Source organism: Pseudomonas sp. 9.1(2019), from assembly GCF_009910445.1.
GTDB classification, from domain to species: Bacteria; Pseudomonadota; Gammaproteobacteria; order Pseudomonadales; family Pseudomonadaceae; genus Aquipseudomonas; species Aquipseudomonas paraversuta.
Window position 1 is genome coordinate 1,096,933 of the sequence record NZ_VBWF01000010.1, and the last position, 14,151, is coordinate 1,111,083.

The following is a 14,151-nucleotide window of genomic DNA, read 5'->3' on the forward strand; positions in this document are numbered from 1 at the left end:
CCTAGAGGGGGAGCGAGGCTGTGGCTCAGGCGTAGTAATCCACCGCGCTGGAGCCGATAACCACGCTCGGCGCTACGCTGCCGGTGGTCGCGATTGCCGGCTCATCTTCGCCGGCACCTTCAAGCCGGTGACCACCTGAGGGGTTCTGCGCCTGCTGCTCCTGGCCCTGCCCCTGCCAGTTGCGCGACTGGTCCGACACGTTGACGTCGACCTGCCCCATGCCCTGCTGGGCGAACATTTCACGCAAGCGGTGCATCTGGTTGTCCAGCGCCTCGCGCACCCCGGCGTGGGCACTGACGAAGTTGACCTGCGCGCTCTGGTCGGGGGCGATGTTGACCCGGATATCCAGCCGCCCCAACTCCGCCGGCTGCAACTGGATATCTGCCGATTTCAGGTTGGCGCTGGACAGGTACATCACACGATTGACCACCTCTTCGGTCCAGCCGCTCTGATGCATGGCCAAAGGCTGGTTGACCGGCAATGCATTGGCGGTTTTGGGTACCGCCGCCTGGGTGAGTGCAGCCAGGCGACTGGCGAAGTCATCCACCCGGGTATCGCTGGACGCGCTCTTCAGGTCTTTGAGGCCATCATCGAGCAGCCCCTTGAATACTTCCTCCCCCCCCTCGCCGGACGCTGAACCGTCGGCTTTCGGGTCGATCAGCATGGCAACCGCAGCGGTTTGCCCCTGAACAGTGGCCGGGGAATTCTCCAGTGCCGCATTTTTCCCCGGCGTCTGGCTACCGGCCGAGACATGCCCGCCCTGCTCCATGGCCAGGCGCACCGCAGGCATATCGTCCAGGGGGTCGGCCTCAGGATCGAAACTGTCATCCTCCACCGGTGGCGGCTGCAGCTGTGCTTGCGCCGCAGCGGCCAGTTGCGCGGCTTGCACCTCGGGCTGCGCCGGCTCTACCGGCACTGCAGCTTCAGCCGCAGGCGGCGCTACCACTGCCTGCACCGGCACCGGCACAGTTGCCTCGTCGCGTACCCCGTCAGCGGCATCTTGCTGATTTGCGCTGCCGGTGTCTTTGGTCTTGCCAGCAGGCAAGGTCTTGCCGCTATCGGCAACCGCCGGCGGTCTTTCAGACGCCTGGTCGCTGCCCTGATTACGCCTGGCGAGCGCTCCCGCAGAGGGTTCCCGCACATGACTCAAGGGCTTGGTTTCAGACGCTTTCGCATACACCCTGGAAAAGGGTTCAGCTCCGGATTTAGCGGGCTCGGTGCCAGACAGGGGAGTTTTGACCGCAGGCGTTTTGGACGCAGCAGTACCGGAGGTCTGAAGAAAGGGATTGGCGGCAAGGGGCATTAACAGGTCTCCACTGTACGGCTGGCGTAGGTACAGGTGGATGAGTCAGAGCAAGGTTCGGGCCAGCTTTGGCCGAATCAGCCGGAGACAAAGTTCGACGGGTTGAAACGCTGGCGCTCGGCACGATAAAGACGACGCACCATCTGGTATTCATCGTCGATTTTGACGACCAGTTCCTTGATGCCGGCCAGCGGCTTCTTTTGCGCGCGCTCTTCAAGCAGGCCGCACAGATGCGCCAAACGAATGGCACCCATGTTGCTGCTGCTGCCTTTGAAGCTGTGGGCGACCAGACTCAGGTCGTGGGCTTCGTGTGTGCTGCGCAGTTGATCCAGGCGCTCTTCGGAATCAGAAAGAAAGGTGTCGAGCAAATCCTCAAACCCGCCTTCCATTACGTCCCGCAACGCACTGACTACCTTTGGATCCATATGAATGTCGGACACTTGTTCACTCCTTGATCAAGAATGATCGGATTATGCCAGAGCCTCCCATGAAAACTCTACGGTCGCACTGCGACCATCGGCGGACCATTGCGCTGCAGGGCACAGTTGGCGTACCAAACTCACCCCACGCCCCGACAGACGGTTCAGGTCCAGCGGTCTGGACAGCACTGTTGCAACATCAAAACCCTCACCACTGTCGTCTACCTGCAGCAATAAGCGCCCGCCCCGTGGCACAGGTTCGACCTGCACCCGCACCCGCACAAACCCGCTTCGCAGCGCTGCCAGACGTTCATTACGCAACTGGTAATAGCGGGCAAACCCCCGGGCATCTCGCTTGAGCCGTGAATCAAGGCCCAGAACGCCGTGCTCCAGGGCATTGCTGTAAAGCTCGGACAGTACCGCATGAATCACTGCACCCCGGGCCCGCAAGCCGTGAACCTCCATCAGCAATTGCAACAGATAGGGCAGCGGATTGAACCGTTGCAGCGTGGCCCCGCGGAATTCAAAGCTGGCCGACCAGTCCAGCGGGCTGCACTGGTCACTGTCGGAATAAGGCATGACCGGCACATCCAGAGGCTGCGGCAACTGTGACGTGATCTGCACCATACTCACATCATCACGGGAATGGCCCTGGAAATCGTGCAGGGCCTGTTCGACCTCGGCAATCAGCATGTGCGGCTGGCGATTGGCATCCAGTACCTGCTGCAAGCGCTCAACTCCGAACAGCTGCTCATCCGGGCCGCTGGTGTCGATCACACCATCGGTCAGTAAAAACAGCTGGTCACCGGGCAGCATTGGCCATACACGGGTGGAGTGATCGAAGGCTTCGGCACGCAATACGCCCAACGGCAGGTGCTGCGAGGTCAATGCCCTGCGCTGCCCCGTGGCCCGGGCTTGCAGATAGCCATCGGGCATGCCGCCGTTCCAGACTTCGACACTGCGCCGCTGGGCACTGATGCACAGCACCGTGGCGCAGCAAAACATGTCGACGGGCAGGATGCCCTGGAGCTTGGCGTTCATTTCCCGGAGCATTTCGGCCAGCCCGTAGCCTTTGGCCGTCATGCTGTAAAACACTTCTGCCAAAGGCATGGCACCAATCGCAGCCGGCAGGCCGTGCCCGGTAAAGTCGGCCAAAAGAAGATGGGTATCTCCGGTCGGGGTGTAGGCCGCCAGCAATAAATCACCATTGAACAAGGCATAGGGCGATTGCAGGTAACTGATATTCGGCGCGCTCAGACAGCCCGCGTGTGCCACCCGGTCAAACACGGCCTTGGCCACCCGCTGCTCGTTAAGCAAGTAATCGTTATGCCGGGCGATCTGGTCGCGCTGTTGCAGCACGGTTTCCTGCAGACGCCGCATCCGGTCCATCACGGTGATTTTCGCCGCCAGCAGCATGGGGTTGTAAGGCTTGCTCAGCACGTCGTCGCCGCCGACCTCGAGACTGCGGGCCAGGGCATCGGCCTGATTCAGGGACGTGAGAAAAATGATCGGTACCAGCACCTCGCCCGCCAATGCTTTGATCTGGCGCGCGGCCTCGAATCCGTCCATCACTGGCATCACAGCATCCATCAACACCAGCTGTGGACGCTCCCGGGCAAACAGCGCTACGGCTTCAGCACCATTGGCTGCCAGCAGCACGTTATGCCCCTGAAGCTGCACAATGCTCGACAACAGCAGGCGGTCAGCGCTGCTGTCCTCGGCAATCAACACGGTCAGGGAGGTGTTCACGTGATATCGAACAGTTTGTCGAAGTTGGAAATATTGAAAATCTTGAGTACATCCGGGTTGCTGTTGATCACCCTGATTTCTGCGTTGTCGCCGCCGGCATGGTCGCGCAGCAACAACAGCATGCCCAGTGCCGAACTGTCGACGTAGGTCGCTTCCTTCAGATCCACCACGCATTCGGTATCAGAGTCGAGCTTTTCGTAAGCCTCACGAAATTGCTGATGCTTGGCAAAGTCGAACCGGCCTTTGATCGCGATCGTCAGCTTGCGGCCATCTGCGGAGATTTCAGACGTCACTGCCATGGGGGAGCTCCCGTGTCGGGTTTCGGGTTGACCCGCAAACTATAGACGCTCTGAAACCCAGGGAGTGACGCCGCACAAACTCTGTAGGAGCGAGCCTGCTCGCGAGCCTGCTCTCTCCTACAGGAGAGGGGGGATTTCAGTAAGGATTGTTACGCGGTAAACGCTGGGACAGCTCGTCCATCAGTTTTTGCTCGCGCTTGTCTTCCAGCTGGCGGGCTTCTTCGGCGTAACGCTGGACCAGTTTGCGCAGCCCTTCCACCCGGGCATAGGCCTGTTGCCAGGTTTCGCGGGCCTTGTTGAGGTTGTTCTCATGCCAGACCAGGCTTTGGCGCTGCTGCCCGACGGCGGTTTCAAGCTGGTTGAGGAAGTATTGATAGTTGCGCAACCATTGCCCGGTGACGCCCTGGCTGCCGCGCTCAATCCATTGCGACTGGTATTCCCCGCGGAAGTTTTCCAGGTCGCCGAGTTTGCTGTTGGCCAGATTGACCTGGCCCTGGAAATGCCCCAGCCGCTGCGCTGCGGCCTTCTCGGTTTTTTCGGCCATGTCCACCACCGGCGCCAGACGCGCTGCCCTTCCATCACTGGCCATGGTCGATTAACCGCCCGCGGCCGGAGCGAAGATTGTCCCCAGATGACCAGCACTTTCACCCAGGCTGATATTGTCGTTCAGCCCCTGGCGCAGGTACGCCACCATCGCTGGCTGCAAGGCAATCGCGGTATCGGTTTCGCGATCGCCGCCGGGCACGTATGCCCCCACGCTGATCAAGTCCCGGGCCTGCTGGAAGCGCGACCACAACTGCTTGAACTGCTGGGCACGACGCATGTGTTCCGGGGTAACCACTGACGGCATCACCCGGCTGATGGACGCTTCTATGTCGATCGCCGGGTAATGACCCTCTTCGGCCAGACGCCGGGACAGCACAATGTGCCCGTCAAGCACGCCCCGCGCCGAGTCAGCGATGGGGTCCTGCTGGTCATCGCCTTCGGACAGCACGGTGTAAAACGCAGTGATCGAGCCGCCCCCGGCTTCGGCGTTACCGGCCCGCTCCACCAGCTTGGGCAATTTGGCAAATACCGAAGGCGGATAGCCCTTGGTGGCCGGAGGCTCGCCAATGGCCAGGGCAATTTCACGCTGGGCCTGGGCAAATCGGGTGAGCGAGTCCATCAACAGCAACACGTTCTTGCCCTTGTCACGAAAGTATTCGGCAATACGCGTGCAGTACATGGCCGCGCGCAGACGCATCAGCGGCGCATCGTCAGCCGGGGATGCCACCACCACTGAACGCTTGAGGCCCTCCTCGCCGAGGATGTGCTCGATGAATTCCTTCACCTCGCGACCCCGTTCGCCGATCAGCCCGACCACGATGATGTCGGCCTCGGTAAAGCGGGTCATCATGCCCAGCAGCACACTCTTGCCCACGCCGGTACCGGCAAACAGGCCCAGACGCTGACCACGGCCGACCGTCAATAAACCGTTGATGCTGCGAATGCCCACGTCCAGCGGCACGCTGATGGGATCACGCTTGAGCGGGTTGATGGCCGGGCCATCCATCGGCACCCAGTCTTCGGCCTTCATCCCGCCCTTGCCGTCCAGCGGCCGCCCCGCACCATCGAGTACACGACCGAGCATGCTCATGCCCATTGGCAAGCGACCGTTATCGGCCAGGGGCACCACCCGGGCACCCGGGGCGATTCCGGCGACACTGCCAACGGGCATCAAAAAAATCTTGCTGCCCGAAAACCCCATCACCTCGGCTTCGACTTGCACCGGGTGAAAACTGTCATCGTTGATCACCAGACAGCGACTGCCCATGGCCGCGCGCAGGCCTTCGGCTTCCAGGGTCAGGCCGACCATGCGCAACAGGCGGCCTTCGACTACCGGCTGCGCGGGCAATGCGACCACCGGGGCATAAGCGCCCAGGCGCCTGGCGAAGCTGGTGCGCTTAAGGTGCATCGGGCTGGTCCAGATCGACGTCGATGTCCGGCGGCGCCGGGTGCAATGCCTGCTCGTGAAGCTGATCGAACAGCTGACTCATTGCCTGTTTGATCCGGGTTTCGATACTGGCATCGATACGGCTGTGTTCGGTTTCGATACGGCAGCCGCCCGCTTGCAGGCTGTCGTCTTCGACGATTTTCCAGCGTTCGTCGTGACGCTCGCGCAAGGCCTTGATCTGATCGAAGTCTTGGGGATTGATAAACAGGCGAATGTTATCGGCACCCATGGGCAACAGCTTCAGGCCCTCGCGCAATACCTGTTCGATCTGCCTGGAATCGGTTTTAAGTTCGCGCTGGATCACTTGGCGGGTCATGTGCTCGACCAGGCCGACCATGGCTTTTTCCAGCTGCTGGTCCTGCTCGGCCAGCGGCGCCATCAGGCTGCTCATCAAGCGTTCAAGGCTGGCCACCCTGGCCGCCAGAGCGACCTCGGCTTCCTGGCGCACCTTGAGCTGAGTGCTGTGAAAGCCTTCCTTTTCACCCGTGGCAAAGCCTTCGTTGTAGGCTTCCTGGCGGATGCTTTCGAGCTCCTCAAGGGTCAGCGGCTGGACTTCATCCAGCGGCACCTCCTGCATCTCGACCGGCGGCTCCTCGACCACCTCTGGCTCAACCTCGAGCGGCTCGCGCCACGGGTCAAAGCTGGGCAGGCCCCATACGTCGAAGGCCCCCACATCCTTGGCGCGAATCACATCTCCGGGCGACTCACCATTGCTCACTTAGATCATCTCTTCGCCGCCCTTCCCGCCGAGAACGATTTCTCCGGCTTCGGCCATTCGGCGGGCGATGGTGAGGATTTCTTTCTGTGCGGTTTCGACATCGCTGACCCGTACCGGGCCTTTGGCTTCCAGGTCGTCGCGCAGCAATTCGGCGGCCCGCTTGGACATGTTCTTGAAGATTTTTTCCTGCACGTTCTCGTCGGAGCCCTTGAGGGCCAGTACCAACACGTCCGAGGACACTTCGCGCAGCAGCGCCTGAATGCCACGGTCGTCGACATCCGCCAGGTTGTTGAAGACAAACATGAGGTCTTCGATCTGCCCGGACAGGTCTTCGTCGATGTCGCGAATCGAGTCCATCAGTTGAGATTCCATCGAGCTGTCGAGGAAGTTCATGATGTCGGCCGCCCGCTTGATGCCACCCAAAGAGGTGCGCGCAGCGTTGGAGTTGCCGGAGAACTGCTTTTCGAGGATCTGGTTCAGCTCTTTAAGTGCCGCCGGCTGCACGGTGTTGAGCGAGGAAACGCGCAGGATGATGTCCAGCCGCGCCTTTTGATCAAAGTGGCCGAGCACTTCGCCCGCCTGATCGGGGTCGAGATAGGCCACCACAATGGCCTGAATCTGCGGGTGTTCAAAACGGATCACGTCCGCCACGGCACGGGGTTCCATCCACTTCAGGCTGTCGAGGCCGCTGGTGTTGCCACCCAGCAGGATGCGATCGATCAGGCCGTTGGCTTTGTCTTCGCCCAGGGCCGAGGTGAGCATTTTGCGAATGTAACTGTCGGAGCCGACCCCCAGGCTGGTCTGGTCACCGACGATCTCGACGAACTCGCTCATCACCTGTTCAACCTGCTCGCGGTGCACGTTGCGCATTTGCGCCATCGCCACACCCACCCGCTGGACTTCTTTGGGCCCCATATGGCGCAGTACCTGGGCCGCATCAGACTCGCCGAGGGACAGCAGCAAAATGGCTGCCTTGTCGACCCGGGTCAGCTTGGCGTTGGCAGCAGCTCGGTTATCACTCATCAGCGTTGATCCACTCTTTTACCACCTGAGCCACACGGCCCGGGTCTTCAGCCACCAGACTCTTGATGGCGTTCAACTGCGCGTCATAGCCTTCGCTCGGGCTCGGCAGCATGATGCTTTGCGGGCCCCCAAGGCTGACGCGATCGTTGGCCAGTTCGCCATCCAGGCTGCCCATCTCGGCATCACTGCCAATACCCGCCACCTGCTTGTTGCGGCCATGGCCGGTGATGTTGTTCAGCACCGGACGCAACACCCCGAACACCAGCACCAGAATGAACAGCACACCCAGCACTTGCTTGAGCACATCCCAGAACCAGGGCTGGGAATAGAACGGAATATCGGCAACCACTTCCGCGCGTTCGGTGGAGAACGGCACGTTGATCACGCTGACACTGTCGCCACGACTGGCATCAAAACCCACCGCGTCCTGCACCAGCCGGGTAAAACGTGCCAGTTGATCGCTGGTCCATGGCACCTGGGTAACTTCACCGTTGGCCGGGTTGATGTTGACCTTGTCGTCGATCACCACCGCCACGGACAGGCGATTGACCCGACCCTGCTGCTGCTTGGTGTGGCTGATGGAGCGGTCCAGTTCAAAGTTGCGGGTCGATTGCGAGCGCTTGTCTGCCGGGTACGGGGCCAACATCGGCTGGCCGGTCGCCGGGTCCATGATTTGTTGACCATTGGCATCCAGCAGCGGTTGGCCGGGCTGAATCATGCCCGCGCCTGCTGCACCGCCCTGGGCGGTTTGTTGCGGCGCCGACGCCGGGCTCGGGGGCTGATTGCTCAGTGCCCCGGGAACGCCCTGCGGGCCATTGCTGGCGGTGCGCTGCTCGCTGGTGGATTGCTCGCTGCGCAGGGCCGGCTGATCCGGGTTGAACTGCTCGGAGGTGGACTCGACTGCGCTGAAATCAACATCGGCAGACACTTCCGCCTTGTAGCGGTCATTGCCCAGCACCGGCTGCAGGATGTTGTGCACCCGCTGGGTCAGCATGCTTTCCATGCGTCGGCTGTAGTCGAACTGCTTGCCGGCCATGGTCAGCTCGGAGTTTTGCGCCTGATCGGACAACAGGTTGCCTTTCTGGTCGACAACCGTGATCTGCGACTTGTTCAGCTCCGGAACGCTGGTGGCCACCAGATTGATGATCGCCTGCACCTGGCCCGGCTCCAGCGAACGGCCGCCGTACAGCTCGACCAGCACCGAGGCGCTGGGCTTGCGCTCATCGCGCACGAACACCGAGCTCTTGGGGATCGCCAGGTGCACCCGGGCGCCCTTGACGTTGTTGAGGCTGGAAATGGTGCGCGCCAGTTCGCCTTCCAGGCCACGGCGATAGCGGGTGGCTTCCATGAACTGGCTAGTGCCCAGGCCCTGGTCTTTATCCAGGATTTCAAAGCCGATATTGCTGTCGGTAGGCGTGACGCCGGCGGCGGCAAGTTTTAGCCGGGCACGGGAGACGTCATCGGCCTTGACCAGCAAGGCGCCAGAGTTGGGCTCAACGGTGTAGGCAATGTCGGCGGCGGCCAGGGTTTCCATGACCTGCTTGGCATCCATACCGGCCAGGCTGCCGTACAGCGGCCGGTAATCGGGTTGTTGCGACCACAGCACCACGGCAAAGCCAATCGCCACGCTCGCAGCCAGACCGACCATAAGGCCGACCTGACGCAACATGGTCATTTCGGCCAGGTTGTCCAGAAAAGACAACCCGAACAGCGGCGCTTTGCCGCCGGCCGGGCCTGGATTGGCCGGAACGTTATCCGGGAGTGCATCAGCCATGACTTAATATCGTCCTTAAACCGGCATCTGCATGATGTCTTGGTACGCCTGAACCAGCTTGTTACGCACTTGGGTCAATGCCTGAAAGGAGACGCTGGCTTTTTGCGACGCAATCATCACGTCAGTCAGATCAACGCCGGTTTTGCCGATTTCGAACGCGTTCGACAACTGACTCGACGCCTGCTGCGTCTCACTGACCTTGTTGATCGCATTGCCGAGCATGTCGGAGAAGCTGCTGGCACCCGCTTCGGGAACGGCCTGCACAGCCGATTTCGGTTGGGCCATGGCGTCCATTTGCATGGCCCGCATGTCCAACATCAATCGATTAAATTCAATACCTTGGCTCATGGACGACTGCCTCCGACGACCCGCAATTTTTTGACACTTTCACAACGCATCCTGGGGTGTAGCAACAAGGGTGCCAGCTCTTTGTCGTTTTCGAAGAATTAACGTTACCAATCGTCGCAGGCAGAAACCCCCGTTGTCGCTGAAGAGGTACCAGGCTGCGACAGGATGCGCAGCGGCCGCGAAGCCAGCACAACGCCATTGCAGCCTCGTCAGCGGCTACAGCCACGGCCCCGGTTACGTCGCGGCAAACAGGCAGGCCTCGACATCCATCCCGGCATCGCGCATTTGCGCCAGCTTGTAGCGCAATGTGCGCGGGCTGATGCCCAGGCGCTCGGCGGCCTCTTTGCGACGGCCGCGCTCGGCGCGCAAGGTCTCGATGATCATCTCGAACTCGCGGCGACGCAGATCATCACCCAGCGCTCCCGACGACTCGGCCGTATCAAGCGGCAAGGATTCGACCAAAACCGGCAATGGCGCGCATGCCACCGGACCTGCCAGGCAGAAGTCCGGCGCTTCAATCAAACCGCCCTGCTGCAGGATCAGCGCCCGCTGAATCGCGTTGTCCAGCTCCCGTACATTGCCCGGCCACGCATAGGTGGTCAGACAGGCTCTGGCCTGGGGCGAAAAGCGCACCGCGGTGTGCTTCATTTTGCTGATGTACTTGGCCAACAAGCGCTCGGCCAACGGCAGGATATCCGCGGTGCGCTCGCGTAACGGGCGCCAGGCCAGAGGAAAGACCGAAAGCCGGTAGTACAGGTCCTCGCGAAAACGCCCCGCCGCCACCTCCCCCGCCAGATCACGGTTGGTGGTGGCGACTACGCGTATATCCAGCGCAATCGGCTTGCGCCCGCCGACCCGCTCGACTTCGCGCTCTTGCAGCACCCGCAACAATTTGGCCTGCAACCCCAGGGGCATTTCGCTGATTTCGTCGAGCAGCAAGGTGCCGCCGTCCGCCTGTTCGAACTTGCCCGCCTGCGCCGCAATGGCCCCGGTGAACGAGCCTTTTTCATGGCCGAACAAGGTGGCTTCGAGCATGTTGTCGGGGATTGCCGCGCAGTTGATTGCCACAAACGGCTGACTGCTGCGGTGCGAATGCTGGTGGATGTAGCGCGCGAGCACTTCTTTGCCGGTGCCCGACTCGCCCGAGATCAGCACCGTGGAGTCGCTGCGGGCCACTCGCGCCGCCAGATCGAGCAATTGCAGGCTGGCCGGCTCAACCGCCACCGGTCCCTGACTGTCTGCCGCCCCAAGGCTACCCAGCGCATGCCGGGCGACCAGATCCAGCAGCGCCCGGGGCTCAAACGGCTTCACCAGATAGTCCGCCGCACCCTGGCGCATGGCATCCACGGCGCGCTCGACGGCGCCATGGGCGGTCATCAGCAACACCGGCAATTGCGGCTGGCTGACACGCAACCGGCCAAGCAATTGGTGCCCGTCCATACCAGGCATATTGACGTCGCTGATCACCAGGCTGAATGACTCGCCAGCAACTGCCTCCAGCGCTTCTTCGGCCGATGCCACCGCGCGAAAACCGTGCCCGGCCAGCAACAGGGTGTCCGCCAGGGCTTCACGCAGAGCGCGATCGTCTTCGACCAGTAAAACCTTGATTGCCATCGCCATCAGTTTTCCTGCGCCTCGCCTGGAATCAGCGGCAAGCTGAGCAAGGCACAAGTGCCGCGCCCCGGCCGCGAGTGTAAAAGCAGCTGACCCTGATGGGCCCGGGCCACTGCATTGACCACCGCCAGGCCCAGCCCGGTACCGGTGGCCCTGGTGGTGAAAAACGGCTCGCCCAGACGCTCCAGCACCTTGGGCTCGATGCCGCTGCCGCTGTCACTGACGCACAGGCGCAAGGTGTTGTCACGGGCGTACAGATGAACCTTGAGCCGCACCTGAGGTGTACCGGCTTGCAGGGCATTTTCGATCAGGTTGAGCAATGCACCGACCAGGGTGTCGCGGTTACACAACACAAGACCGCCATAAGCGTCGCACTGCCAGCGCATCGACACGCCCTGAACATGGGTCTGGGCTGCGGCTTGCAGGGCCTGCATCAAGGCCTTGGGGGCAACTTTATCGGTCAGCGGCAGCTCGCCACGGGCAAACACCAGCATGTCGCGCACCTGGTGCTCCAGCTCATGCAGACGTTCCTTGAGACGCCCGGCAAAGCGCTGCTGGGTTTCGACGGGAAGCACCTGTTCAGTCAGATGGCTGGCGTAGATCAGTGCCGCCGACAGCGGCGTGCGGATCTGATGGGCGAGCGAAGCGACCATGCGCCCCAACGAAGACAAACGCTCATGGCGGGCGAGTTGATCTTGCAGGCGCCGGGTTTCTGTCAGGTCGTTGAGCAATACCAGTTGCCCGGGCTCTGCATCCAGCGATCGGGTGGCAATCGACAGGCGCCGCCCGTCTTTGAGCGATACCTCGTGCCCGTCATCTTCACGGGGGGCAAAGCAGCGGGCGATCACGTGGCGCCACAGCTCGCCCTCCAGGGGCAAGCCAAGCAGCTCGCTGGCCGCAGGATTAGCCTCGCGCACAAGGCCGCGGTCATCAATCACGATGACCCCGCCCGGTAATAGATCGAGGAGGTTTTGCAGGCGGTTGGCCAGCCGTTCTTTCTCCGCAAGTTCCGCCATGCGTTGGGCGCTGACAAATGCCAGTTCGCCTTTAAGCTCGGTGACCCGGGCTTCGAGCAGACTGTAGGAATCGGTCAACTGGGTCGACATTTGATTGAACAGCGAGAACGCGTGCTCCAGTTGCGCCGGAGTAGACGGCGTAGCCCCCAGCGACATGGCTTGCCCTGCGAGATCAGGGCCAGAGGACTGTTGGGCTATGTGCGGCATGGGGCGTTCTCGCTTGGCTGACCGTCATAAAACGGTTCGTTGACCCAAGCGGTGCAATACCCGTGCCTAAAGAAGCGGCTTGAAACTGTACCGGCGCAAGCCCGCGGGTGATGGCGGCTTCCGGGCATCCTGGAGCAACAGGCTCGCGAGCTGACTCGCTGCTACAGAGTCAAAAGCAGTAGCAGGCGTCAATCCTCCGCCGGCTCTTCCCCGTCGCGACGGCTCATGCCGTATTTGCGCATTTTCTCGACCAGGGTGGTACGGCGAATGCGCAGGCGCTCGGCGGCGCGGGCGACAATGCCATTGGCGTCATCCAGCGCTTGCTGGATCAACCCTTGCTCCAGACCACCGAGGTAGTCCTTGAGGTCCAGGCCTTCAGGGGGCAGCATCGCCGTGGCGCTGAAGTCCTGGGTGCTGTTGTTGATCGCCACCCGCTCTTCCATGTCGCTGAACAGGGTGTCGACCAGGTTCTCGTCTTCGTCGTCCACGTAGCGAAATTTCTTCGGCAGTTCGGCGACGCCAATCACCCCGTACGGATGCATGATCGCCATGCGCTCAACCATATTGGCCAGCTCGCGGACATTGCCCGGCCATGCATGACGGCAGAGCGACATGATGGCGCCGGAGTTGAAGCGGATGGAGCCGCGTTTTTCGTGCTCCATGCGCGAAATCAGCTCGTTCATCAGCAACGGGATATCTTCGACCCGCTCGCGCAGGGGCGCCATTTCGATCGGGAAGACGTTGAGGCGGTAGTACAGGTCTTCGCGAAAAGCGCCGACTTCAATCATGCTTTCGAGGTTTTTATGGGTGGCGGCGATGATCCGCACATCAGCGCTTTGGGTCTTGTTGCTGCCCACACGCTCAAAGGTTCTTTCCTGCAGGACGCGTAGCAGTTTGACCTGCATCGGCAACGGCATATCGCCGATTTCATCGAGGAACAGCGTGCCGCCATTGGCCAGTTCAAAACGCCCGGCGCGGCTGGTGATTGCGCCGGTGAAGGCGCCCTTCTCATGGCCGAACAACTCGCTTTCAAGCAACTCTGCGGGAATCGCCCCGCAGTTAACCGGCACAAATGGCGCATCGCGGCGTTTGGAGTGGTAATGCAGATTGCGTGCGACCACTTCCTTGCCGGTTCCGGACTCGCCGAGGATCAACACGCTGGCGTCGGTATCGGCCACTTGCTGCATCATTTGCCGCACATGCTGAATCGCCCGGCTGGTGCCCACCAGGCTGCGGAACAAGTTGGGTTCGCGATGACGGCCGCGCTCGCGGGCCTGGTCATACATCTCGCGATAGACCTGGGCACGGTGCAGGGAATCGAGGAGTTTGCTGTAGCTGGGGGGCATTTCGAGGCTGGATAAAACGCGGCGGCGCTGGTCTTCCGGCAGGTCGACCGCAGAAATTTCACCTAAAAGCATGATCGGCAGGAACTCATCCCACCCGGCCAGTGTCTTAAGCAGGCTGGAAACACCGCCAGCGATGCTGACAGTACCTACCAGCACGCAGAGCACTTCGCGACTGGACGACAAACAGCTGACAGCCTGCTCCCACTCAAGGCTGGAGCTGGCCAAATTTTCTTCACCCAGAAAATTCAGAATCACCGCTAAATCGCGGCGGCGGACGCTATCGTCATCGATCAGCAGAATTTTGGTTTCACGCCACATGCAATAGCAACTTCCCTAGTCAAC

General features: G+C 61.3%; 13 protein-coding genes. All 13 read right to left on the reverse strand.

The window, feature by feature from the left end; translation table 11 throughout:
- Positions 1-25 precede the first annotated feature (25 nt).
- Positions 26-1,303 (reverse strand): flagellar hook-length control protein FliK, encoded by a 1,278-nt coding sequence (locus tag FEZ21_RS18310; protein ID WP_160628091.1) that lies wholly within the window; start codon positions 1,301-1,303, stop codon positions 26-28.
- 77 nt (positions 1,304-1,380) lie between these two features.
- On the reverse strand, positions 1,381-1,743 hold the full coding sequence (locus tag FEZ21_RS18315; RefSeq protein WP_160628093.1) for an Hpt domain-containing protein: 363 nt from the start codon (positions 1,741-1,743) through the stop codon (positions 1,381-1,383).
- A gap of 30 nt (positions 1,744-1,773) precedes the next feature.
- A complete protein-coding gene (locus FEZ21_RS18320; RefSeq protein WP_160628095.1) occupies positions 1,774-3,471 on the reverse strand; it encodes a fused response regulator/phosphatase in 1,698 nt (565 codons plus the stop codon).
- Entirely contained in the window at positions 3,468-3,770 is a 303-nt protein-coding gene (locus FEZ21_RS18325; RefSeq protein ID WP_003441855.1) for an STAS domain-containing protein, read from the reverse strand. Before FEZ21_RS18325 ends, FEZ21_RS18320 begins: the two co-directional genes overlap by 4 nt.
- A gap of 136 nt (positions 3,771-3,906) precedes the next feature.
- Entirely contained in the window at positions 3,907-4,359 is a 453-nt protein-coding gene (gene fliJ / locus FEZ21_RS18330; protein WP_003441852.1) for a flagellar export protein FliJ, read from the reverse strand.
- Positions 4,360-4,365: 6 nt separating this feature from the next.
- Positions 4,366-5,724 carry a flagellar protein export ATPase FliI gene (gene fliI, locus FEZ21_RS18335; protein ID WP_003441848.1) on the reverse strand — a complete coding sequence of 453 codons (1,359 nt, stop codon included), beginning with the start codon at positions 5,722-5,724 and terminating at the stop codon, positions 4,366-4,368.
- Positions 5,714-6,481, reverse strand: coding sequence for a flagellar assembly protein FliH (fliH, locus tag FEZ21_RS18340; protein ID WP_003441846.1), 768 nt, complete (start codon positions 6,479-6,481; stop codon positions 5,714-5,716). The genes fliI and fliH overlap by 11 nt, the downstream gene beginning before the upstream one ends.
- Positions 6,482-7,504, reverse strand: a complete 1,023-nt coding sequence (fliG, locus tag FEZ21_RS18345; protein ID WP_003441844.1) for a flagellar motor switch protein FliG — start codon at positions 7,502-7,504, stop codon at positions 6,482-6,484.
- The gene (gene fliF, locus FEZ21_RS18350) at positions 7,497-9,278 is read right to left on the reverse strand and encodes a flagellar basal-body MS-ring/collar protein FliF (protein WP_003441841.1); all 1,782 of its coding nucleotides are present in this window, start codon (positions 9,276-9,278) and stop codon (positions 7,497-7,499) included. Before fliF ends, fliG begins: the two co-directional genes overlap by 8 nt.
- 15 nt (positions 9,279-9,293) lie before the next feature.
- Complete coding sequence (gene fliE, locus FEZ21_RS18355; protein ID WP_003441837.1) at positions 9,294-9,626, reverse strand: flagellar hook-basal body complex protein FliE; 333 nt, start codon at positions 9,624-9,626, stop codon at positions 9,294-9,296.
- Positions 9,627-9,860: 234 nt separating this feature from the next.
- Entirely contained in the window at positions 9,861-11,240 is a 1,380-nt protein-coding gene (locus FEZ21_RS18360; protein WP_003441834.1) for a sigma-54 dependent transcriptional regulator, read from the reverse strand.
- A gap of 5 nt (positions 11,241-11,245) precedes the next feature.
- Complete coding sequence (locus FEZ21_RS18365) at positions 11,246-12,412, reverse strand: PAS domain-containing sensor histidine kinase (protein WP_003441830.1); 1,167 nt, start codon at positions 12,410-12,412, stop codon at positions 11,246-11,248.
- Between the two features lie 239 nt (positions 12,413-12,651).
- On the reverse strand, positions 12,652-14,127 hold the full coding sequence (locus tag FEZ21_RS18370) for a sigma-54 dependent transcriptional regulator (RefSeq protein WP_003441828.1): 1,476 nt from the start codon (positions 14,125-14,127) through the stop codon (positions 12,652-12,654).
- Positions 14,128-14,151 lie beyond the last annotated feature (24 nt).